We start from the raw sequence: 20895 nt of genomic DNA on the forward strand, positions 1-20895 counted from the left end.
GAGCGCGACGTCCGGTTCGTGATCTCTACCTCACCCCACGCGCCCATCCCGCGCAGCGGGTTCGTTCTTCGGCCCCAAGGCTGCCAGTCAGCAGCGCGCATTTTGCAGCCAGTGGAATCACTTGGCGTCCCAGAAATGCGGCTAACACAAATAGGGAGCCCAGTTTAATCTAGACATATCCCTAGTCGGGGCGGTGGTAGGCCAGCACCTCGGTTGGCGCGCTCAGGCTTTGCAGGGAACCGGGGGCGGCGCCGCCGATCCAGCCCAGCACCGAGCGGGCGAGTTCGGCGCCGGCCAGCCGGAAGTTCTCGTTGACCACCAGCAATTCCCTGCGGAACAGGTGCAGCAGGTCGGACGACTGCTTGGACACCACGTCGACGTCCCGGCCGAGTTTTAGGCCGGCATCCTCGATGCCGGCGACGATGGCGAGTGTCGCGGCAGCGGCACAGCTGACGAAACCGTCCGGCTTTCATCGCGATGATGCAGGAAGCACATCCGTCGCTCCGCGGCATCGTGGCAAAGGCGTCGGAAGCCGGCTCGCCGGTGCCGGCGCTGTCGTCGGCGCTTGCCTATTTCGACAGCTATCGCCAGGGCCGCGGCACCTCCAACCTGATCCAGGCGCAACGCGATTTCTTCGGCGCGCACGGCTTCGAACGCATCGACGTGCCGGGCGCGTTCCATGGCCCTTGGGGGAGCGGAGCGGCAGGTTAGCGCCTAATGTCGGTCGTAAGAATCACCTTGCCGGCCCCGGGGAGCAGATATTGTGCGTGACCAGCTAGAGGTCGTGGTCGCGCGAGAAGTGGTCGTTACAACTGGTTTGTGGAACCTGACATCGCTTCACAGGGTCCACGGGGTTGCCGTCGAAACGTGCTCAGGCTGATGCTCGCCGAATGATCCTGAACCCGATGTCGATGACGTTCTCCGCCTGCTCCTCGCCGCGGAAGCGCGACAGGATGGCCTCGGCGGCGGCAGCGCCGAGCGCTTCGCGGTCGACGCGTACGGTGGTCAGCGCAGGTTCCACCGCGGCGGCATAGTCCTGGTCTCCGAAGCCGATCACCGCCACGTCGCCCGGTACGGAAAGTCCTCGCGCATGCGCCTCGATTAGAGCGCCGTGCGCGAGCAGATCGGAACTGCAGAACACGACGCCGTCCGAAAAGCCTTCCCGCAGCAGGCGCGAAAGCCCGGCCCGGCCGTTGGCCAGAGTCGCCGGCGCGTCGAAAGCCGCTTTCAGGACGGCATGGCCGCTACTCCGCTCGAAGCGGTCCGAGAACGCCTGCTGGCGCCGGCGCGCCCGCTCGTCGCCGGCCGACACGCAGGCCGCGCGCGGGTAGCCTGCGTCGATCGCGAAGTCGGCCGCCGCGCGGCCCGCCTCGACATGCGAGAAGCCGACGCAGATGTCGATCGGCGTGGTGCTGATGTCCCAGACCTCGACGACCGGAATGCCCGCCGCCAGCAGCATGCGCCGCGCCTGCGCGGAGTGGTGAATGCCCGTGAGCAGCATCGCGTCGGGCCGGCGCGAAAGGTGGGTGGCGATGAACGCCTCCTCGTCGCCGGGGTCGAAACCCGTCTCCGACAGCAGAATCTGGTAGCCGCGCGCGCGCATGCGTTCGTTGAACGAGGTGATCATCGAGGCGTAGACGATGTTCGAGATCGACGGAACCAGCGCCGAAACCAGCATGCTCCTCTGGGAGGCGAGCGCGCCGGCGAGCGCATTCGGAACGAAGCCGGTGACGCGGATCGCCTCGTGGATGCGCCGAAGCGTCTCAGCAGAGACCTTTGAGGGTTCCGAAAGCGCGCGCGAGACCGTGACCTGCGAGACGCCGGCCATACGGCCGACCGTCTGCATGGTCACCGCCCCTGACGAGCGCCTGCGCCTGGCGCGAGTCGACGTCTCCTCCACAACCATGTACGACTTATTTCTTCGGCCGGCCCGAAAGGCAAGCTTCAACCGGCGGCAAGCTTTTCCGCGCGCTGGCGCCGGCCGATGACGACCGAAACCGCGATCGACGCCACGATCAGGACCCACAGGAAGGCTGCGATCCAGCTCTTGGTGAAGAAGATCGTCAGGTCGCCAAACGACTCCAGGCTCTTGACGAAGTAGATCTCGGCCGAAGGGCCAAGGATGAAGCCGATGATGAACGGCGCGACCTCCAGCCCCAGCTTGACGCCGATCCAGCCCAGCACGCCGAAGAAGAGCAGCGTCCAGACGTCGAACATGATGCCGTAATTGATCGTGTAGGCGCCGATGACGCACATCATCAGGATGACCGGGTAGAGGATCGCCTTCGGGATCGCCACCGCCAGCGAGAACCACCGGATCGCGTAGTACATCATCACAAAGGTGGCGAGGTTTGCGAGCAGCATCGCGAGGATCATCGAATTCCATGTGTCCGGATGCTGCCCGATAAACAGCGGGCCGACCTGGATGCCTTGCAGGGCGAAGGCGCCGATCAGCAGCGCGGTGGTCGAATCGCCCGGTATGCCGAGCGACAGCAGAGGCACCAGCGCCCCTCCGGTCAGCGCGTTGTTGCTCGTCTCCGAGGCAATGACGCCCGCCGGTTCGCCCTTGCCGAACGTCTCGGGATGCGACGAACTCGTCTTCGCCGCCGTGTAGGCGAGGATCGACGCCGCCGACCCGCCGATCCCCGGCAGGATTCCGACGAAGGTGCCGATGCCCGACGAGCGGATGAGATTGATCGTCTGGCCCCGAAATATCGACCACGAGAACTTCGACCTGCCGCCCGACTCCAGTTCCTTGACCGAAGGCCCCTTCGGCATGCCGATCTCGGCCTCCTCCAGCACCGTCGTCAGCCCGAACAGCGCGATCAGCACCGACAGCAGCGCGAAGCCGCCGTAGAGGATGTCCTCCATGCCGGGCGGGATCAACCGGAAATGGCCGTTGCCGCCATCGGTCACGTCATAGACCCCGACGAGGCTGACAAAGATGCCCAGGAAGCCCGAGAAGATGCCCAGCAGCATGTCGCTCGACAGCGCGCCCATCACCGTCAGCGCGAACAGGATGATCAGGAACTTTTCGACGTAGGAGAAGCGGATCGCGAAATCGGCCAGCCACGGCGTGAACAGATAGAGCGCCGCCAGCGAGATCAGGCCGCCGATCAGTGAACCGATGATGGCGATGCGCATCGCCTGCTCGCCTTTGCCCTGACGGGCCATCTGGAAGCCGTCGAACGTGGTCGCGACCGACGACGGCGTGCCGGGTATGCCGATGAGGATCGCCGGCACCACCCCGCCTGAGATGCCGCCGACATAGAGACCGATTAGCAGGGCGAGGCCGTTCTCGAGCCCAAGCGAGTAGGTCATCGGCAGGCAGACGGCCACCGCCATCGTCGCCGTCAGGCCGGGAATGACGCCGAAGACGATACCGATAGCCGTTCCGCCGGCGATCAGCAGCACAAACAGAGGCGTGACGAAACCGAACAGTTCCATTGGGTTCTCCCTGTCAGGGCAGCGTCAGGAAGAAGACGTGCGCGAACACCCACCACACCAGCACGGGCGCGGCGACCGCCACCACGCCAAGCACGATGACGGCGGACCTTGTACGCTCCTGCAGGTAGAGCAGCCCGCTGAGCGCCACGAACGGGATGGAGCAGATTAGGAAGCCCATGCCCGTGTTGGGCCAGATGTCACCGACAGGGACCATCAGCAGGAAATAAACCAGCGTCAAAGCGATCGTCCCGAAGAAGCGCGGCTTGTCCATCGCCGCCAAGGTCTGCGACCAGTACCGGCCGGCGCCGGCGATCGCCTGCCGGCGCGTGATGAGAATGGCCATCCCCAGCGCAAGCAGAATGCCGCCGATCAGTGTCGGAAACACCAGGTGCGAGGTCTGGAAATCGATCGTGACGCGCGTAAAATCGCCCATCTGCCGTGTGCTCCTCCATGCGCGAGCAGCGTCCGGCCTGCGTGCAGGCCGGACGAAAGACTATACCCCTAGAGCAAGCCGCCCAATTGGCGGCTCGCTCCAGCTTTTTGTTTTCGCATCGGTTTTGCCGAAAACTGGCATCCACTTTTCGGCACGATGCTCTAGCCCTTCAGCTTCTCGATGATCGAGGCCACCGTATCCCGCTTGGACGTCAGATGCGCCTTCGCCTCGGCCTGAGGCAGGTAGTTGGGGATGAAAAAGGCCTTGGCCTGCCGCTTCTGGATCTCGCCGGCGGCGTAGATTTCCTTCAGCGCGGCGTCGATCTCGGACGCCAAGGCGGCGTCTATCTCCTTGTTGAACAGCAGGAAAAACTCCTTGTCGAACGTGAAATCCTTGCTGCCGTCGAGCGTGACGCTGGTCTGGGGGCTGGTGAATTTGAGCATTTCTTCCCGGCTCGTTCCACCCATCCCCGCCTCGGGGGCCTGCGCCAATGTCTCGGGACGCGCGGTGATCCAGACGAAGCGCATCGCGGTGCGGTCGTCTTCCGGCAGTTGCGTGAACTGCTCGTTGGCCTGGATCGAACCGTTGATCACGTCGGCCAGGTCGTCCCACATCGCCTGGTTCTTGTCGGCCTGCGAGCCGGTGTTGACCGCCACGATGTTGGCTTCCGATCCCGGATTGCGCACGCGGGCAGCATTGCGCATGCCGGTCAAACCGATCTCCGAGACGCCGCCCGGCTGGATGGCGACGCGAACCTTCTCGCCTTTTGCGGCTGCCGCGAAAACGTCCTCCATCGACTGATAGGGGGACTTCTTGGGAACGAGGAAGCAGTCGCCGGGGTTGATCGCCACAGTCGGTCCGATCGCGAAATCGGCGAAGGCATCGGGGACGCCCGGCACTCCGTAGAGATAGGAGAGGTAAATCTGGTCGTGGTGCAGCATGATCGTCGTGCCGCGGGAATCGCGGCCGGTGGCGTTCAGCGCCTCACTGGTGCCCACCGGGTCGACGCGAATGTTCACGCCCAGCTTCTGCGCTAGCGCTTCGGCGGCGATCGACGAGTTTTGGTAGGTGTCGCCGCCCGTCGAAGTCGAACCGATGACCATTCGGATGTTGCGCGGCAGGCTCTGCGCACGCGCGACGAACGGGCTCGCCAGCGCGACGGCGGCCCCGGCTCCTGTTGCGAGAAGGGATCTGCGGGTCAGTTTCATGATGTCCTCCCTGGGCCGCGGAACCCGCGGCGCGATCTCAGGGTCGCGCGGCAATCTCCCACTGCCGCACAACCCGCTCCCATGCGCATCTATGTTAGCGCATACATCCTCATGCACGAAAACGAGCGTTTCTGTCAACCGTACCGACATTGGCGGGTATAAATTCTGTTCTACGCGGACGCACCAAATTGACAAACATGAATGTTACCGCATACATCGAGCGATACGCGTGGAGGATGTCATGCCCGACGACAACCGCAGAACACCGGCGTCGCTGCGGTCGGCGCGCTGGTTTGCGCCGGACGATCTGCGCAGCTTCGGCCACCGGTCGCGGCTGATGCAACTCGGTTATTCCGAGGAGGATTTTCGCGACAGGCCGGTGATCGGGGTTCTCAACACCTGGTCGGAGCTCAACTCCTGCCACGCGCATTTTCGCGAGCGGGCGCAGGACGTGAAGCGCGGCGTCGCTCAGGCGGGCGGGTTCGCCGTCGAATTGCCTGCACTGTCGGTCGACGAGAGCTTCACCAAGCCGACCTCGATGCTCTATCGCAACATGCTGGCGATGGAGACGGAGGAGATGATCCGCTCGCATCCGCTCGACGGCGTGGTGCTGATGGGCGGGTGCGACAAGACCACGCCGGGGCTGGTGATGGGCGCGCTCAGCGCCGGTGTGCCGATGATCTTCCTTCCCGCCGGCCCGATGCTGCGCGGCAACTACGCCGGCAAGACGCTGGGCTCCGGTTCGGATGCCTGGAAATTCTGGGACGAGAGGCGTGCGGGCAAGATTTCGGATGACGAGTGGACGGGTATCCAGGGCGGCATCGCGCGGTCGGCCGGCGTTTGCATGACGATGGGCACGGCCTCGACGATGACCGCGATCACGGAAGCGCTGGGGCTGTCGCTGCCGGGCGCTTCCTCGATACCCGCCGTCGATTCGGACCACCAGCGCATGTCGGCAGCATGCGGACGGCGCATCGTCGACATGGTTTGGGACGACCTCACCCCCGATAAGATCGTCACCGCGGCAGCCGTCAGGAACGCGGCTATCGTCGCGATGGCCACCGGCTGTTCGACGAACGCCGTGGTTCACCTCATCGCGATGGCGCGCCGCGCCGGCGTGCCGCTGACTCTCGACGATCTTGACGCGCTCGGCCGCACCACGCCGCTGATCGCCAACGTCCGCCCCGCCGGCAAGGACTACCTGATGGAGGATTTTTACTACGCCGGCGGCCTGCGCGCACTGATGGCGCAACTAAGCGAGCGGCTCGACCTTTCGACGCTGACGGTCACAGGCAGATCGCTCGGCCAAACGCTCGAGGGCGCGCGGGTATGGAACGACGACGTGATCCGCCCTTTGTCCAACCCGGTCTATTCGGAAGGGTCGCTCGCCGTGCTGCGCGGCAACCTCTGCCCCGATGGCGCCGTCATCAAGCCGGCCGCCTGCGACCCCCGCTTTCATGTCCATGAAGGGCCGGCGCTGGTTTTCGACAGCTATCCCGAGATGAAGGCGGCGGTCGACGACGAAGATCTCGACATCACGCCGGACCACGTGCTGGTGCTGCGCAATGCCGGCCCGCTGGGCGGACCCGGTTTTCCCGAATGGGGCATGCTTCCGATCCCCAAGGCGCTGATCAAAAAAGGTCATCGCGACATGCTGCGCATCTCCGATGCGCGGATGTCGGGAACCTCCTACGGGGCGTGCGTGCTTCATGTCGCGCCGGAGGCCCACATCGGCGGCCCGCTTTCGCTGCTGCGGACAGGCGACATCGTGCGGCTGGATTTGCCGAACCGGCGGCTGGACATGCTGGTGGCGGACGACGAACTGGCGCGCCGTCGGGCCGACTGGTCACCCCCCGCGCCGCATTTCGAACGCGGCTGGGGCTGGATGTTCTCGCGCCATGTGACACAGGCCGACAAGGGTTGCGACTTCGATTTCCTCGAGCGCGATTTCGGCGCTTCGGCCGGCGAACCGGACATTTTTTGAAAGGCCAGGCATGACATTTTCCCTCGACAAGGCGCTGACCGGCATATCGGGCATTCTGGTTACGCCTTACGACCAACGCGGCGACATCGCGCCCGAACGGCTTTCCCCGATCCTCGACAGGGCACTGGACGCCGGCGTGCACATGCCGGTGGTCAACGGCAACACCGGCGAGTTCTATGCGCTGACAACCGACGAGGCGGTGACGATGGCGCGCGAAGTCGTTTCGATGGCAGCCGGCCGCGCGCCGGTGCTCGCCGGCGTCGGGCGGAGCATCCGTGATGCGCAGAAGCTGGCGAAACTATCCGCCGAAGCCGGAGCCGCGGCGCTGATGGTGCACCAGCCGCCAGACGCCTTCGTCGCGCCGCGCGGACTGGTTGACTACCTGAACGCGGTATCCGAAGCGTCGGGCGGCCTGCCGATGATGCTTTATATGCGCAACGATGCGATCGGCACGCGCGTCATCGCCGAGCTTTGCGGCCTTCCAGGCGTCAAGGGGGTGAAATGGGCGACGCCCAATCCGCTTCGCTTGGCGGAAGCGCGGGCTGCCTGCGACCCGTCGATCGTCTGGGTCGGAGGCCTGGCCGAGGTCTGGGCGCCGGTCTTCTATGCCGTTGGCGCGCGAGGGTTCACCTCCGGGCTGATAAACGTATGGCCCGAACGGTCGGTCGCGATCCATGCCGCACTCGAGGCCGGCGAATTTGAGAAGGCGAACGCGCTCATCGATGGAATGCGAGTCTTCGAGGAAATCCGCGCGGAGGAGATGGGCGGCGCCAACGTGACCGGCGTAAAAGCGGCGCTGATCGCGCAGGGCCTTGGCTGCGGACCGACGCGCCCGCCCTCGGCCTGGCCGCTCACTTCGGCGCAGCAGGCGAGGCTCGACGCCTTTTTAGTCGCGAACCGCCTTGCGGCGGGAAATCGCGAATGAGTTGCGAATTGCCTGCCGGCCGACGACGGGAGAGCCCCCGAAGAGCTTGCAGTGCCAGCACCTGAAATGAGGAAGCGAACATGGACGAGAATCTGCGCGAAAAACTTCTAGGCGTGTCCGTCGCCACCCTGGCCACAGCGCTGTTCAAGCGCGGCCTGCGCAACCAGGTAATCCAGGGTGTGGGTCCGTTGCAGCGAAAAGGCCGCAACATGGTCGGGCCGGCCTTTACGCTGCGCTACATCCCCGCGCGCGAGGACCGCAACCAGCTCACAGAATTCCGCAAGCCGGATCATCCGCAGCGCGTCGCCGTCGAGACCTGCCCGGCGGGCCATGTGCTCGTCATGGATAGCCGCAAGGATCCTCGCGCGGCATCCGCGGGCGACATTCTGGTGACGCGCCTGATGGTGCGCGGCGTCGCCGGCGTGGTCACCGACGGCGGGTTCCGCGACGCCGCGGTGATCGGCGAACTCGATATCCCCGCCTATCATACCCGGCCCTCCAGTCCGACCAATCTCACCCTGCACGAGGCATTCGACCTGAACGTGCCGATCGGTTGCGGGGACGTCGCCGTGTTCCCCGGCGATATCGTAGTCGGAGACGACGATAGTGTCATCGTCATTCCGCGGGAGATCGCCGGTGAGGTCGCCAATGAGGCGGCCGAGATGACCGTCTATGAGGATTTCGTGGTCGAACAGGTCAAGGGCGGCGTGCCGATCATCGGGCTCTATCCCTGCACACGAGACGAACACGCCGAACGGTTCAAAACGTGGCGCGCCGAGCGCGGCCGATAGGCATTGCTCGCGCAACCGGAAGGTTCGCCCACTCGGAGTGCGAGCGCCTGATCACCGTGATTTCGGGAGAACGAAGCTATGATTCACGGTATGAGCTGCACGTACGCCCGATATCAGCCTTCAACTTCCTCCTTCTGTTCGATGCCGAATCCGTAGGGCGGTGGATCTGGACGGCTGGCAGCGGGTTCAGCTATCGCCAGGGCCGCGGCACCTCGAACCTGATCCAGGCGCAACGCGATTTCTTCGGCGCGCACGGCTTCGAACGCATCGACGGGCCGGGCGCGTTCCATGGCCTTGGGGGAGCGGGGCGAGCGGCTAGTCGAAGGAGCCTCCCAAGCTGTGGCTCGATCATATTTCATGCATTGATGCTGAATAGTCTTGGATCTGGACGTCAGGCGCCGGTCAGTCCCGTGTGCCGATCGCTGGTGCGCGAGAACTTGTTCGCCGCCGCCTTCAGCGCAGCGGGATCGACTTCCATGCAACGCAACGCACGTGCCGCCACTCCCTGCTCCATCGCGGCGACTATAGCCACGACATGCGCACCCAGCAGTGGCCGGTGATCGTTTCGGTTGGCCGCCAATTCCTTCATCACCTCAGCTCCCGACGGGGCTGCGTCATAAAGGCCTGCGGCTGCCTGAAGCGGTTCTGGGGTCAAACCCCCGGATATGTGCTCCCCGGCGTTCACCCCAACCGAGCGGAGGGCTTCCCGATATTGGGCGCCGACCGCGTCGCGGAAGCCAGCGGCGTCCGCGCCAATTTCGCGGAATGCGAGACGGGCGGTATTGTCGGGAAGATCGATGGCCGCCAGCAGGAAATGTTCGGCTCCGGCCTGTCGCTGCTGGTCCTGTAGAGCGTAGTTTTCCGCACTTTCGCACAGTGTCTTGATGGTGCGGACGTTCGATAGACGGGTTTTGATGCCGCTGAGCATGATCGTCTCCTATGGCGGATTGTCCTGGGCGTTGATGTCGGACAGCCGCTTGTGGGCTGCCTGCTTGGAGATGCCGAGTGCCTGGGCAATCTTCGCCCAGGACCAACCTTGCTTCAGGGCCGCCCTGACCGCTCTACGCTCCAATAGGTCAGCCGCTCGCCGAAGCGCAACGACCGCAGCCAAGGCTTGCTCCGGCTGGTCAGGTGTGGGCAGTTGGTGGACATCGATCATGCGTCAACATTAGTTGACGAAATCGTCTCGTGTCAACATATATTGACGGACGATGCATTCGGGTCGGTTTCCAGAGAACCCAGACCAGGTCGAGAGCGGCCGCGCGCGATTGCCAACAGTGTGCACCGAATTTTTGATTTGGCTATCTAGCCGTCGCGCTAGGAAGTGACACCTCGGCTTTGCAACTAGCCGAGATGCGGTGGCTGCCCGAGATTCAGCCTTGCAGCCATGTTGACGAGTTCGGGAAGGGAACCGGCCTTCATCTTTCGCATAACCTGACCGCGATGGGCTTTTACTGTGATCTCGCTGATGCCGAGTTCGAAGCCAACCTGCTTGTTCAACAGTCCCGTCACGACCAGCGCCATCACCTCCGCTTCGCGTGGACTGAGTGATGAATAGCGCTCACGGAGCACTTGCTTGTCCAACTCGTTCGCACGTGCAGTCCGGCTGCGTTCAAGTGCGTACTCGACGGCCGTCATGAGCACGTCGTCCCCAAACGGCTTGGTGAGGAATTCTACGGCTCCGGCCTTCATCGCTTTGACTGTCATCGGCACGTCGCCGTAGCCAGTGACGAAAATAATCGGCATGTCGGTTCGCTCGACGGAGACGAGTTGTTGCAAGTCGAGCCCGCTGAGATCGGGAAGGTTGACGTCAAGAATCAGACAATTCGGAACCAGGGCTCGGGGCCGAGAGAGAAATTCCTGCGCCGATGAGCAGGGCTCCGGATGGAAGCCCGCTGAACGGATGAGCAATTCCAGCGATTCACGCACAGAAATGTCGTCGTCAACGACGAATACGACAGGCGTTTCGTGTGACATGATGCCGGCCTTGCCCTTGCTCGGTGCAGTTGCCAAATCCGTGTGTGCGGGAAGTATCCGTTGCGGATCGGCATAGCAAGTCGCGTTCAATCATTAGCGAAGGCCAGGTTGAGCGCTTTCTGCAGGGCTGTGTCGCTAAACGGCTTGGATAGGCATTCTACCGCACCCTTTTTTAAAAGGTCCGGCCGCGCGGTCTCACAACTCTGCGCCGTAATGTAGATGATTGGGATAGCCTGGCCCCGGCGCGCCAACTCTCGTTCGAGATCAGGCCCGGTCATGCCGGGCATGCTGATGTCAAGCACCAGACACTCGGTCTCGTTGATGATGCCTGACCGCAGAAACTGCTCCGCCGAAGAGAACGCTTCGGCACGGAAGCCGAACTCGCTCAACAGGTCGGGCAGGGACTCGCGCACGGATTCATCGTCATCGACGATCGACACGAGTGGGCGGCGAGCGTTCATGAAAAACCTCGTTGGATTGAGGCGCTGCTGCTGGTCGGCGCCGATATGGCGCCAGACGGATGGGCAGGTGGTGGTTCTGCGCGTAGATATTCGTGGATCGAAAACGAGAAGGTCGATCCAGGACCGACATTCGCCTCCGCCCAAAGCCGCCCGCCATGGCTTTCGACGATGGAACGACTGACGGACAGGCCTATTCCCATGCCCTCGGCTTTGGTCGTGTAGAAGGCTTCGAAAAGCCGCTCCGCACCCTGAGCATCAAACCCGATTCCGCTATCCCGCACGAAAAGCTGCACCTTACCGTCCTCCCCGAGCCGAGTGCCAAGCACGACAAGTCTTGGTCGATCGTCGACGGCGACCATCGCGTCGGATGCGTTGCGCAACAGGTTCATGATGACCTGTTGCAGTTGGACCCGATCGCCGCCGACGAGCGGCAGTCCGTCTGCAAGCTGGGTCTGAAGGAGCACCTTGTTTCGCTGAAGGTCTCCGGAAAACAATGCGACCACCTCTGCCGCAGCGTTGTTGAGATCGATCGGTTCAACTAACGTGGCCCTTTTGGCGAACAGCGCGCGAAGCCGGGCGATCACGTCAGCCGCGCGGTTGCCATCCCTGATTGTGCGCCGCGCAGTTTCCCGCGCGCCGTCAACGTTAGGCGGGTCGGCCGCCAGCATGCGAAGGCAGGTGCCGGCGTTGGTGACGATGCCCGAGAGCGGTTGGTTCACTTCGTGTGCAATCGACGCGGTCAACACACCCAAGCTCATAGTCCGCGTAGCTTGTGCAAGTTCGGATCGGACTTTCTCCAGCGCCTCTTCGGAGCGCCGCCGTTGTGTGATGTCAAGAACCGCGCCGACATACTCGATGGGGCTGGAATCGTTATGTGCGCGGTGGGCGATCAAGTGCAGGTGCTTGACCGACAGGTCGGGCAAGAGAATCCGGTGCTGGTATTCAAAGTCGCTATCACCGCGCAGCGCCCGTTCAACCATGTCCCCCATCAGAGGCAGGTCTTCGGGATGAACTCGGCTGGCTATTCTTTCGAGCGTTACGAGCGTACCCGGCTCGAACTCGAAGATGCGGTAAAGAGGCTCGGACCAGGTGATCTTGCCCGTTGCGACTTGCCAGGACAAATTCCCCATGCGGGCAAGGTACTGACCCTCCGACAGGAATGCTTCGCTGCGCTTGAGCGCGTCTTCGGCACGCTTTCGCCCGTGGATGTCGGTATGCGTGCCGTACCATTTGACGATGTTTCCGGCTTCGTCGCGCAGGGGATTGGCCCGAAACAGGAACCACCGATATTTGCCGTCGAAGCGGCGGAGGCGTGCTTCGGCTTCCCCCGACTTCCCTGACGCCAATATGGCCTCCCATGCGGCGGCAAGTCGGTCTACATCGTCGGGATGGACAGCCGCAGTCAAGTCCCAATACTCGGACAATGGACCGGCCGGCTCCCAATCCTTTGACTGGCCAATGGAGAGGCCCACGTAGTGGAGATAATGCTGGTTGAAGAATTCAGGTGACCCGTCAGGACGAGCCGACCATGCCATCACAGGTATGGTGTTGATGATGAGGCCAAGATCGTGCCTGCTTGCAAGCAGCGCCTCTTCGGCGCGCCTCTGGTCGTCAATGTCTATGCCGACCGAATACCAACGGATGACGCGTCCGTTTTCGTCGCGATGGGGCACGCGGCGAGATGTGTGCCAGCGATATTGTCCATCGGCGCGCCTAACCCGCACGTCAATGGTAAGCGGCTCGCCGCTTTCCAGTGCAACTCTCCACGCCGCATCGTTCCGCTCTACATCATCCGGATAGAAATGCGGAAATGTCTTCCCGGATGGACCTGTCGCGTCCTCGAGTGTGAGGCCCATGTAGTCTTGCCACGTCCGGTTCACGAAAGTGCGCGTTCCGTCCGGACTGTATGTTGCAACGAATACGGGGATCGTATCGATCGTCTGCCGAATATCTCGCTCGGCGGCGGTCAGCCTCGCCTCGTCCTGCCGAAGCGTTTCTTCGGCGCGTTTCCTTTGATCGATGTCGGTGTTGATCGCATACCACTCGACGATACGACCAACATCGTCACGCAGCGGACTGCAATGGATCACGAACCATCGGTATTGCCCGTCGGCGCGCCGCATGCGCGCTTCCATTTCGCCGGGTTCCCCGGAAGCCAGTATCGATCGCCAACTCTCGGTCAGGTTCGGCAAGTCTTGCGGGTCGATCGCAGCCTGCCACCCGGAGAAGCGGACCTGATCAATATCGAGCCCCGTATAGTCTGACCAGCGTCGATTGACGAAGTCGGCATGCCCGTCCGGTTTCGCGGTCCACACCATAGCCGGAAGTGCATCCAAAACGCGGCTCTGTTCGATCTCCATTGCGGTCCTTTCGCGAGTATCGCGTGCCGTGACAATGCGCCGGCGTGATAGCGGCGTCCATTGTGCCTTGGTGTCGGTCCGACGGGACGATGAGGCATCGCCGGGCCAATACAAAGGTATCGCCGATACCATCGTGCAATAGATTTGCCTCGCCTGACAGTCGATCTGTGTGCCGTCCAAAAGCATCAGCAAACAGGGAGAGTGTCATGTCAGCACGGTCACTTACTCGGCGCGAAATCCTTGTTGCGACCGCCGCCGCCGGGGCCGTGGGCCTGCTTCCGGGAACGCTTAACGCTGCAGCCACCAGCAGTTCGATCCGTCCGTTCACGGTCAACATCCCGCAGGAAGCGATTGACGAGCTTCGCCGGCGCATCATGGCGACACGGTGGCCTGACCAGGAGACAGTCGCCGATCGGTCGCAGGGCATTCAGCTCGCACGATTGCAGGAGATCGTCCGCTACTGGGGAACCGAGTACGACTGGCGCAAGGCTGAGGCAAAGCTGAATGCCCTGCCGCAGTTCATGATCGAGATCGACGGGCTCGATATCCACTTCCTGCACATTCGGTCGAAGCAACCCAACGCCCTGCCGCTGATCATGACGCATGGTTGGCCCGGCTCTGTGTTCGAACTGCTCCAGACCGTTGGTCCGCTCACGGACCCCACGCAGCATGACGGCAGGCCTGAGGATGCCTTCGACCTGGTGCTGCCCTCGATGCCCGGCTACGGGTTCTCCGGCAAGCCGCGCGGCGTCGGCTGGAATCCAGACCGCATCGCAAGTGCCTGGACCGAACTGATGCAGCGCCTGGGCTACGACCACTTTGTTGCCCAGGGCGGCGACTGGGGCGCGCCCGTTTCCAGCGCGATGGCACGCCAGGCGCCAAAGGGATTGCTTGGCATCCACATCAATTTGCCGGCAACGATACCGGCGGACGTGGCCGCAGTCCTTGCCGCCGGCGGGCCGGCGCCAACCAGCCTCACCGGGAAGGAAGGTGTCGCGTTTGGTTCGCTCGAAACCTTTTACAAGAAATATCGGGCCTACGCGGCAATGATGGGCACGCGGCCTCAGGCGATCGGCTACGCATTGACGGATTCGCCGGCCGGGCTCGCCGGCTGGATGTACGATTACAACAACGGCGAACCCGAGCGCCTGCTCAGCAAGGACGAGATGCTGGACGACGTCACGCTGTACTGGCTGACGAACAGCGCGACTTCGGCGGCCCGGCTCTACTGGGAGACGATGGGCCAGAGTGTCCTTCTCGCAGCGGCGCAGAAAACCTCCGATATCGGGCTCCCGGTCGCCATCTCGGTATTCCCCGAAGAGGTCTATCGAGCGCCCGAGACCTGGGCCCGCCGCGCCTATCCCAACCTGATCTACTTCAAGGAAGTGAACAAGGGCGGCCACTTCGCCGCCTGGGAGGAGCCGGAACTCTTCTCGGCCGAACTGCGCGCCGCGTTCAGGTCTCTGCGGCCGGCACACTAATACTCAAACCGCGAACGCCAAAGGAAAATAGCCATGAAAACGTTTCGAATGATCGCGGCGGCGACGCTTTTCGCCGGTGCTGTTCTCACGCCGTTGCTAGCGCAAACCGAAGAGGCACAATTGCCCGGTGTTGGGCGCACCGACTTGCTGCGGGCGGACCTCGGCACCCCCGGACGTGAAGTCATTCAGGTGCTTGTCGAATTCGCACCGGGCGTGACGGCGCCTTGGCACGCGCATCCTGGCGAAGAGATCGCCTATGTCGTCGAGGGCCAGCTGGAGTACACGCTCCAGGGTAAGCCGCCGCTGACACTCAACGCCGGCGATACGCTCTTTATCCCCCAGGGAACAAGCCACACGGCCAAGAACGTGGGCAGCGGCAAAGCGCTCGAGCTCGCTACCTACATCGTCGAAAAAGGAAAGCCGCTCGTCGCGCTGGATGAATAGCGCCTAGCAAGTGACGCCCAGCGAAGCATGCGCACGTCAACACAACCAACGGGAAATAGGAGACCATCATGAACCAGGCTGTTATTGCAAGAGATGTCGCGTCCTCCACGCAGGCGACAGACATGAAGCTCGAGGTCGTCGTTATCCCAATCTCGGATGTCGAGCGTTCCAAGCGCTTCTACGGCGAGCTGGGCTGGCGGCTTGACGCCGACTTTGCCGTCGGGGACGACTTTCACGCCGTTCAGTTCACGCCCCCAGGTTCGCCGAGCTCGATTCACTTCGGAAAGGGGATCACGTCGGCCACCCCGGGATCGGCTCGAGGACTGTATCTGGTCGTCTCGGACATCGTCGCAGCGCGTGCCGAGCTCATCGCTCACGGTGTCGAGGTGGGCGAGATCTTCCACCGCGCCGGGCCTGGAAAGCCTGTGATCAGCGGTCCGGATCCGGAGCGCCGCAGCTATTTCACATACGCGACATTCAGCGATCCCGACGGCAATGAATGGCTGCTGCAGGAAGTCACCACCCGGTTTCCCGGCCGGATCGACACCAACATGACGAGTTACGCTTCTGAGGCCGATCTGGCCTCTGCGATGCGGCGGGCATCTGAGGCTCATGGCGAGCACGAGAAGCGCAATGGCGGCCAACGCGATGAGAATTGGCCGGATTGGTACGCCAAGTACATGGTGGCGGAGCAGGCGGGCAAGCCGCTGCCGCTTTAAGCAGCACCGAGATTGGGTGAGCGGGACGGGTCACCGTCCCGCCGCCAAACATAGCCGGCGATCCAAGCCAGGTTTGCGGCTGATGGTTTCACGCGCAGTTGTCAGCGCAATCGAATGAGAGAGCAATCATGACGTATTCCAAAATGGGCATCGCGATGGTGACCGGCGCCTCCGCCGGGATTGGAGCGATCTACGCCGACCGGCTCGCGCGCCGCGGCTATGACCTCATTCTCGTGGCGCGCAGCCAGGAGAGGCTGGACGAAGTGGCCAGGCGCATCGCCGGCTCAACGAATTGCAACGTCAGCACTGTTGCGGCTGACCTCAACGACAAGGCGGATCTGGGCCGGATCGAGACCTTGCTCGGCGCCGATCCCGCCATCACGATGTTGGTCAATAACGCTGGCATCGGCGCTGTCGCGCCGCTCTTGGAATCCGACATCGACAAGATGCAAGCGATGATCGGGCTCAACATCACGGCGTTGACCCGCCTGACTTATGCAGCGGTTCCGGCCTTTGTGGCGCGAGGCGGCGGCACAATCATCAACATCTCGTCAGCGGTCGCCATCGCGCCGGAAATCCTCAACGGTGTGTATGGCGCGACGAAAGCCTTTGTGCTCGCTTTCAGCCTGTCGCTCCACAAGGAGCTTGCGGACAAGAAGCTGCGCATCCAGGCGGTTCTGCCCGGCGCCATCGCCACCAATTTCTGGGACGTATCAGGAGGTTCGCTCGACGATTTGCCGAGCAAGGCGATCATGCAATCCGATGACCTCGTCGACGCGGCCCTTGCCGGCCTCGACCAGGGCGAGTTGGTGACCATTCCCTCGCTTCCCGACGTCGCCGACTGGCACGCCTATGAAGCGGCGCGGCAGAAACTCATCCCAAATCTTTCGCTCAACACCTCGCCGGCGCGGTACGAAATCGCCGTGGCCGCGTAACCAAACTCAATGAGTCGGCCTGAGTAAAGACGGGTTCGTATTCCCGACACGGCGGCGTGTGCTCCTGCATGACGCCGAGGGGGTCGCAAACCAAGCATTCGCACCTATCACGGCCGACGTGTCCGATGTGACAGTCGACCGAAGATAATCTTCCACCAGGCACCATGCCTTATCAACGGATACAAACCGCCATGACCGAACAGATCGACCTCCATCGACGCCACTTGTTGGGCGTGGCCGTCACCACCGTCGCGGCCGCTCAGTTTGCCATGACGGGCTCGGCAAATGCGCAGTCCAGCATTACGAAACCGGACGCCAGCACAATCGAACCACCAGCAAACACGTCGTTCGGTCCGTTGAAGCAGGTTCAAGCTGGCGTACTCGACATTGGATATGCCGAGGTCGGTCCTGGCAAAGGGTCGGTCGTCATCCTCCTGCATGGATGGCCGTACGATATCCACACCTATGTCGACGTTGCGGCGATCTTGGCGTCGAGGGGCTTTCGCGTCATCGTCCCCTATCTGCGCGGCTACGGCACGACGCAGTTTCTCTCCAGCGAAACCCCGCGAAATGGCCAGCAGGCTGTGGTCGCCGTTGACGTCATCGCGCTGATGGATGCACTGCAGATTGATAAGGCGATCGTCGGCGGTTGCGACTGGGGCGCACGCACGGCCAACATCGTCGCGGCATTGTGGCCGGAACGCTGCAAGGCCCTGGTCTCGGTCAGCGGTTATCTGATCGGCAGCCAGGAGGCCAACAAGATGGCGCTGCCGCCAAAAGCCGAGCTGCAATGGTGGTACCAGTATTACTTCGCCACCGAACGCGGCCAGGCCGGCTACGAAAAGTACCGGTGGGATTTTGCCAAGCTGATCTGGCAGATTGCCTCGCCGCAGTGGAATTTCGACGATGCCACGTTCGAGCGCAGCGCCAGGGCCTTCGACAATCCGGATCATGTGGCGGTCGTCATCCACAATTACCGCTGGCGGCTCGGCCTCGCAGAAGGCGAACCGCAATATAACGTTCTGGAGCAGCGGCTTGCAAAGGCGCCGGTGATCAGCGTGCCGACGATCACCCTTGAGGGTGACGCCAACGGCGCTCCGCATCCCGACCCCAGTGCCTATGCCAAGAAGTTTTCGGGCAAGTACGAGCACCGCCTCATTACCGGCGGCATCGGGCACAACCTTCCGCAGGAAGCCCCGCGGGCATTTGCAGACGCCATACTGGAGGTGGCGAGCCTAGCTTGAGCAAATCGCTGTACCGCGATACATGATCGAGGGGGCCCAGGGCGAAACTGATGAAATCACAACCGCGCCGAGCAACAGGCCGGGGCAGTCCCGATCTCATCGAGCAGGATACGAAATGAACTCTGGGCGTGGCCGGGACCGCTTTCGTCGCCCTTTGCAGTGGCTCCTCGCACCCGTTGTGGGGGCAGTAGCGGGCTTGGCCTACGCGCTGATGTTCGACGTCGAGGCCCTGCACTCCGCAGTCAGGGGCGTGTTCATCGGAACTCCTATTCTGTTGTATGAGCGCGGCGTTATCTTGCGCCGATGGCGCAATGTGATCCGGCAAGCGGCAACGCCGGTGTTCGTCGTGACTACGATCGCAACCTACGTGTTGATGATCTTGATCGGCAACGCCGCCGCCGGCACAGCGCTTCACCATCTCCTCGGCTATATGAGCACCGCTCGCGAAGCCATGGTGATCTCGGAGTCCGGTCTTTTGTATTCACTCGGCGTCTCCACCCTCGTCGCATTCGTGTTCCGACTGCGTGACCTTATCGGGCCAAGCCTGTTCACCAGCCTGCTTCTCGGTCGTTATCACCGTCCCATCAAGGAGGAGCGGATCTTTCTGTTCCTCGATGTCAGTGGCTCCACGCAATTCGCGGATCGGTACGGAGATCTGGAGACCCAGGCCTACCTCGGACAGATATTCAACGCACTTGCGTCGCCTGTTCGTCGCTCCCAGGGCTCTATTGACGACTACATCGGGGATATGGCGCTGGTCACCTGGCCCATGGATCGCGGCATGCGGGACGCCGCGTGTCTTCGTTGCGTCTTCGACTTCGCGGCGGCCATAAGGGATCAGGCGGCGGCGTGGCAAGCGCGTTTCGGGCAGGTGCCGGAGTTTCGCGCCGTGCTGCATTGCGGGTCGATCGTTACCGCTGAGATTGGCCTTGAGCGACACAAGATCGCGTATTTCGGCGATGTCGTGAACACCACTGGACGTCTAGAGTCACTATCCAAGGCTCTCGGTCATCCTATTCTGGTCTCCGCAGATCTTCTCGCCGGTATCCGTGTTCTACCTCCGCATGTCGTCGCGGAGAACCTCGGAATCTCCGAGAATCCACCTATCTTCGATGCCCATTTTACGGCAGTCGCCGTCACCCCTGTGCGCTTTTGAATGTCCAGGTTCCGCAGCTGCCGGGTTCGTTCTCCGGCCCAAGGCTGCCAGTCAGCAGCGCGCATTTTGCAGCCAGTGGAATCACTTGGCGTCGCAGAAATGCGGCTAAGACAAATAGATGGAGATGCCCAATTCTATTTGAACGTATCCCGCTCTAGTCGGGACGGCGATAGGCCACAACCTCGCCAGGCATGCTCAGGCTCTGCAAGGAGCCAGGTGCCGCGCCGCCGATCCAGCCCAGCACCGAGCGGGCGAGCTCGGCGCCGGCCAGCCGAAAATTCTCGTTGACCACCAGCAATTCCCTGCGGAACAGGTGCAGCAGGTCGGACGACTGCTTGGACACCACGTCGACGTCCCGGCCGAGCTTGAGGCCGGCGTCCTCGATGCCGGCGACGATGGCGAGTGTCGCGGCAGCGGCGCTGCTGACGAAACCGTCCGGCCTGACATCGCGGCGCATCAGCTGCGCGGTCCTCATCCTGATCTGATCGATCGAATGGTCGACCGAAACGGTGTTGAACGGGATCTCGCTGGCGCCGACCTCGCTCAGCGCATCGGTGAAGCCGTTCAGCGTATGACTGTGGTAGGTCAGCTCGACTGGAGGCGCCAGCAGAGCCAGCCTGCGGCGGCCGATGCCGGCCAGGTGGCGCACAGCCTCGGTCGCGAACGCGTAGTTGTCGAAGTCATGATAGGGATGGATCAGCCCCATATCGGTGCGGCCATGCGTGGCAAAGGGAATGCCACGCTCGAGCATGTAACGGGCCCTGGGGTCATTCGGCTGGGTGCGCGAAATGATGACGCCGTCGGCGGAACCGGTCTCCACGAGATAGCGTATCGGGTCCAGGGGATCCTGAGAGCGTGAATAGGGCGTGACGATCAGGTGATAGGGTGTGGCGGCGATGACTTCCGAGACGCCGTAGATGATGTCCGAGACAAAGCTCATGATTTCGCGCTCGGTGTTGAGCACGAGGCTGATGACGTTGGTCTTGCCGGTCCGCAGGCGCACACCGGCGCGGTTCGGCCGGTAACCGATCTGCTTGGCGACGAGCTGGACGCGTCGCCTGGTCTCGGCGCCGATCTCGGGCGCGTCCTTCAGCGCCCGCGACACAGTGGTGACGCCCAGCCCGGTCATGAAGGCAAGCGTCTTCAGTGTCGGCCGGCCCGAGCCCTCGTCGTCCTTTTCCGTCTGATCTCTGTCCATTCATCCCGCCCGTCAGGCGCATAGCAGTTGCCGTGCAGGTCGGCAATCGGCGATGAACACCCTATATACTGAAACGTTACAGATTGTCACTTGCCATCGCGCAGCGGCCAGTAAAAGCTAGCCTGGATGAGC

Annotated in this window: 19 protein-coding genes and 3 pseudogenes; 11 read left to right on the forward strand and 11 right to left on the reverse strand. The window is 62.7% G+C overall.

Features of this window, described 5'->3' with window-relative positions:
- Nucleotides 1-181: 181 nt before the first annotated feature.
- Nucleotides 182-469 (reverse strand): annotated as a pseudogene (locus AC0L2V_RS21050) (LacI family transcriptional regulator); the annotation flags it as partial.
- Here AC0L2V_RS21050 and AC0L2V_RS21055 point away from each other — a divergent pair.
- Nucleotides 463-711, forward strand: a pseudogene (locus tag AC0L2V_RS21055) (NADP-dependent phosphogluconate dehydrogenase); the annotation flags it as partial. The pseudogenes AC0L2V_RS21050 and AC0L2V_RS21055 overlap by 7 nt on opposite strands.
- 160 nt (nucleotides 712-871) lie before the next feature.
- Here AC0L2V_RS21055 and AC0L2V_RS21060 read toward each other — a convergent pair.
- The 4 genes from AC0L2V_RS21060 to AC0L2V_RS21075 all read right to left on the reverse strand — a co-directional run bounded on the left by AC0L2V_RS21060 (nucleotide 872) and on the right by AC0L2V_RS21075 (nucleotide 5088).
- Entirely contained in the window at nucleotides 872-1846 is a 975-nt protein-coding gene (locus tag AC0L2V_RS21060) for a LacI family DNA-binding transcriptional regulator (protein ID WP_473521090.1), read from the reverse strand.
- Nucleotides 1847-1944: 98 nt separating this feature from the next.
- A complete protein-coding gene (locus AC0L2V_RS21065; RefSeq protein ID WP_473521091.1) occupies nucleotides 1945-3447 on the reverse strand; it encodes a tripartite tricarboxylate transporter permease in 1503 nt (500 codons plus the stop codon).
- 13 nt (nucleotides 3448-3460) lie between these two features.
- On the reverse strand, nucleotides 3461-3880 hold the full coding sequence (locus AC0L2V_RS21070) for a tripartite tricarboxylate transporter TctB family protein (RefSeq protein WP_473493313.1): 420 nt from the start codon (nucleotides 3878-3880) through the stop codon (nucleotides 3461-3463).
- A 161-nt stretch (nucleotides 3881-4041) separates the two neighbouring features.
- Nucleotides 4042-5088, reverse strand: coding sequence for an ABC transporter substrate-binding protein (locus tag AC0L2V_RS21075; protein WP_473521092.1), 1047 nt, complete (start codon nucleotides 5086-5088; stop codon nucleotides 4042-4044).
- Between the two features lie 241 nt (nucleotides 5089-5329).
- Here AC0L2V_RS21075 and araD point away from each other — a divergent pair, with 241 nt between their 5' ends.
- The 4 genes and pseudogenes from araD to AC0L2V_RS21095 form a co-directional block, all read left to right on the forward strand.
- A complete protein-coding gene (gene araD / locus AC0L2V_RS21080) occupies nucleotides 5330-7072 on the forward strand; it encodes an L-arabinonate dehydratase (RefSeq protein ID WP_473521093.1) in 1743 nt (580 codons plus the stop codon).
- Nucleotides 7073-7082: 10 nt separating this feature from the next.
- Nucleotides 7083-7997: a dihydrodipicolinate synthase family protein gene (locus tag AC0L2V_RS21085; protein WP_473521094.1), complete on the forward strand. Its 915-nt coding sequence runs from the start codon at nucleotides 7083-7085 to the stop codon at nucleotides 7995-7997.
- Between the two features lie 80 nt (nucleotides 7998-8077).
- The gene (locus tag AC0L2V_RS21090) at nucleotides 8078-8788 is read left to right on the forward strand and encodes a ribonuclease activity regulator RraA (RefSeq protein WP_473521095.1); all 711 of its coding nucleotides are present in this window, start codon (nucleotides 8078-8080) and stop codon (nucleotides 8786-8788) included.
- A 188-nt stretch (nucleotides 8789-8976) separates the two neighbouring features.
- Nucleotides 8977-9102, forward strand: a pseudogene (locus AC0L2V_RS21095) (hypothetical protein); the annotation flags it as partial.
- Nucleotides 9103-9179: 77 nt separating this feature from the next.
- Here AC0L2V_RS21095 and AC0L2V_RS21100 read toward each other — a convergent pair.
- The 5 genes from AC0L2V_RS21100 to AC0L2V_RS21120 form a co-directional block, all read right to left on the reverse strand.
- Nucleotides 9180-9716, reverse strand: coding sequence for a Clp protease N-terminal domain-containing protein (locus AC0L2V_RS21100; protein ID WP_473521096.1), 537 nt, complete (start codon nucleotides 9714-9716; stop codon nucleotides 9180-9182).
- Between the two features lie 9 nt (nucleotides 9717-9725).
- The gene (locus AC0L2V_RS21105; RefSeq protein ID WP_236375973.1) at nucleotides 9726-9899 is read right to left on the reverse strand and encodes a helix-turn-helix domain-containing protein; all 174 of its coding nucleotides are present in this window, start codon (nucleotides 9897-9899) and stop codon (nucleotides 9726-9728) included.
- 233 nt (nucleotides 9900-10132) lie between these two features.
- Nucleotides 10133-10765: a response regulator transcription factor gene (locus AC0L2V_RS21110; protein WP_473521160.1), complete on the reverse strand. Its 633-nt coding sequence runs from the start codon at nucleotides 10763-10765 to the stop codon at nucleotides 10133-10135.
- A gap of 86 nt (nucleotides 10766-10851) precedes the next feature.
- A complete protein-coding gene (locus tag AC0L2V_RS21115) occupies nucleotides 10852-11226 on the reverse strand; it encodes a response regulator transcription factor (RefSeq protein ID WP_473493303.1) in 375 nt (124 codons plus the stop codon).
- Nucleotides 11223-13586: a PAS domain-containing sensor histidine kinase gene (locus AC0L2V_RS21120; protein WP_473521097.1), complete on the reverse strand. Its 2364-nt coding sequence runs from the start codon at nucleotides 13584-13586 to the stop codon at nucleotides 11223-11225. The genes AC0L2V_RS21115 and AC0L2V_RS21120 overlap by 4 nt, the downstream gene beginning before the upstream one ends.
- 206 nt (nucleotides 13587-13792) lie before the next feature.
- Here AC0L2V_RS21120 and AC0L2V_RS21125 point away from each other — a divergent pair, with 206 nt between their 5' ends.
- The 6 genes from AC0L2V_RS21125 to AC0L2V_RS21150 all read left to right on the forward strand — a co-directional run bounded on the left by AC0L2V_RS21125 (nucleotide 13793) and on the right by AC0L2V_RS21150 (nucleotide 19565).
- The gene (locus AC0L2V_RS21125) at nucleotides 13793-15067 is read left to right on the forward strand and encodes an epoxide hydrolase family protein (protein ID WP_473521098.1); all 1275 of its coding nucleotides are present in this window, start codon (nucleotides 13793-13795) and stop codon (nucleotides 15065-15067) included.
- A 33-nt stretch (nucleotides 15068-15100) separates the two neighbouring features.
- Nucleotides 15101-15511: a cupin domain-containing protein gene (locus AC0L2V_RS21130; RefSeq protein ID WP_287223215.1), complete on the forward strand. Its 411-nt coding sequence runs from the start codon at nucleotides 15101-15103 to the stop codon at nucleotides 15509-15511.
- A 68-nt stretch (nucleotides 15512-15579) separates the two neighbouring features.
- Entirely contained in the window at nucleotides 15580-16230 is a 651-nt protein-coding gene (locus AC0L2V_RS21135) for a VOC family protein (protein ID WP_473493300.1), read from the forward strand.
- 128 nt (nucleotides 16231-16358) lie between these two features.
- A complete protein-coding gene (locus AC0L2V_RS21140; RefSeq protein ID WP_473521099.1) occupies nucleotides 16359-17165 on the forward strand; it encodes an SDR family NAD(P)-dependent oxidoreductase in 807 nt (268 codons plus the stop codon).
- Nucleotides 17166-17356: 191 nt separating this feature from the next.
- Nucleotides 17357-18409, forward strand: a complete 1053-nt coding sequence (locus tag AC0L2V_RS21145) for an alpha/beta fold hydrolase (RefSeq protein ID WP_473521100.1) — start codon at nucleotides 17357-17359, stop codon at nucleotides 18407-18409.
- A 196-nt stretch (nucleotides 18410-18605) separates the two neighbouring features.
- Complete coding sequence (locus AC0L2V_RS21150) at nucleotides 18606-19565, forward strand: adenylate/guanylate cyclase domain-containing protein (RefSeq protein WP_473521101.1); 960 nt, start codon at nucleotides 18606-18608, stop codon at nucleotides 19563-19565.
- A 154-nt stretch (nucleotides 19566-19719) separates the two neighbouring features.
- Here the strand turns inward: AC0L2V_RS21150 and AC0L2V_RS21155 are convergent, their stop codons facing one another.
- Nucleotides 19720-20763: a LacI family transcriptional regulator gene (locus tag AC0L2V_RS21155; protein WP_473521102.1), complete on the reverse strand. Its 1044-nt coding sequence runs from the start codon at nucleotides 20761-20763 to the stop codon at nucleotides 19720-19722.
- Nucleotides 20764-20895: the final 132 nt, after the last annotated feature.

Source organism: Mesorhizobium sp. WSM4814 (assembly GCF_055811595.1).

What these genes read in the sequence shown, in the direction of transcription:
- AC0L2V_RS21060 (WP_473521090.1), bottom strand. Translation starts at nt 1,846, where the DNA reads ATGCAGACGGTCGGCCGTATGGCCGGCGTCTCGCAGGTCACGGTCTCG.
- AC0L2V_RS21065 (WP_473521091.1), bottom strand. Translation starts at nt 3,447, where the DNA reads ATGGAACTGTTCGGTTTCGTCACGCCTCTGTTTGTGCTGCTGATCGCC.
- AC0L2V_RS21070 (WP_473493313.1), bottom strand. Translation starts at nt 3,880, where the DNA reads ATGGGCGATTTTACGCGCGTCACGATCGATTTCCAGACCTCGCACCTG.
- AC0L2V_RS21075 (WP_473521092.1), bottom strand. Translation starts at nt 5,088, where the DNA reads ATGAAACTGACCCGCAGATCCCTTCTCGCAACAGGAGCCGGGGCCGCC.
- araD (WP_473521093.1), top strand. Translation starts at nt 5,330, where the DNA reads ATGCCCGACGACAACCGCAGAACACCGGCGTCGCTGCGGTCGGCGCGC.
- AC0L2V_RS21085 (WP_473521094.1), top strand. Translation starts at nt 7,083, where the DNA reads ATGACATTTTCCCTCGACAAGGCGCTGACCGGCATATCGGGCATTCTG.
- AC0L2V_RS21090 (WP_473521095.1), top strand. Translation starts at nt 8,078, where the DNA reads ATGGACGAGAATCTGCGCGAAAAACTTCTAGGCGTGTCCGTCGCCACC.
- AC0L2V_RS21100 (WP_473521096.1), bottom strand. Translation starts at nt 9,716, where the DNA reads ATGCTCAGCGGCATCAAAACCCGTCTATCGAACGTCCGCACCATCAAG.
- AC0L2V_RS21110 (WP_473521160.1), bottom strand. Translation starts at nt 10,765, where the DNA reads ATGTCACACGAAACGCCTGTCGTATTCGTCGTTGACGACGACATTTCT.
- AC0L2V_RS21115 (WP_473493303.1), bottom strand. Translation starts at nt 11,226, where the DNA reads ATGAACGCTCGCCGCCCACTCGTGTCGATCGTCGATGACGATGAATCC.
- AC0L2V_RS21120 (WP_473521097.1), bottom strand. Translation starts at nt 13,586, where the DNA reads ATGGAGATCGAACAGAGCCGCGTTTTGGATGCACTTCCGGCTATGGTG.
- AC0L2V_RS21125 (WP_473521098.1), top strand. Translation starts at nt 13,793, where the DNA reads ATGTCAGCACGGTCACTTACTCGGCGCGAAATCCTTGTTGCGACCGCC.
- AC0L2V_RS21130 (WP_287223215.1), top strand. Translation starts at nt 15,101, where the DNA reads ATGAAAACGTTTCGAATGATCGCGGCGGCGACGCTTTTCGCCGGTGCT.
- AC0L2V_RS21135 (WP_473493300.1), top strand. Translation starts at nt 15,580, where the DNA reads ATGAACCAGGCTGTTATTGCAAGAGATGTCGCGTCCTCCACGCAGGCG.
- AC0L2V_RS21140 (WP_473521099.1), top strand. Translation starts at nt 16,359, where the DNA reads ATGACGTATTCCAAAATGGGCATCGCGATGGTGACCGGCGCCTCCGCC.
- AC0L2V_RS21145 (WP_473521100.1), top strand. Translation starts at nt 17,357, where the DNA reads ATGACCGAACAGATCGACCTCCATCGACGCCACTTGTTGGGCGTGGCC.
- AC0L2V_RS21155 (WP_473521102.1), bottom strand. Translation starts at nt 20,763, where the DNA reads ATGGACAGAGATCAGACGGAAAAGGACGACGAGGGCTCGGGCCGGCCG.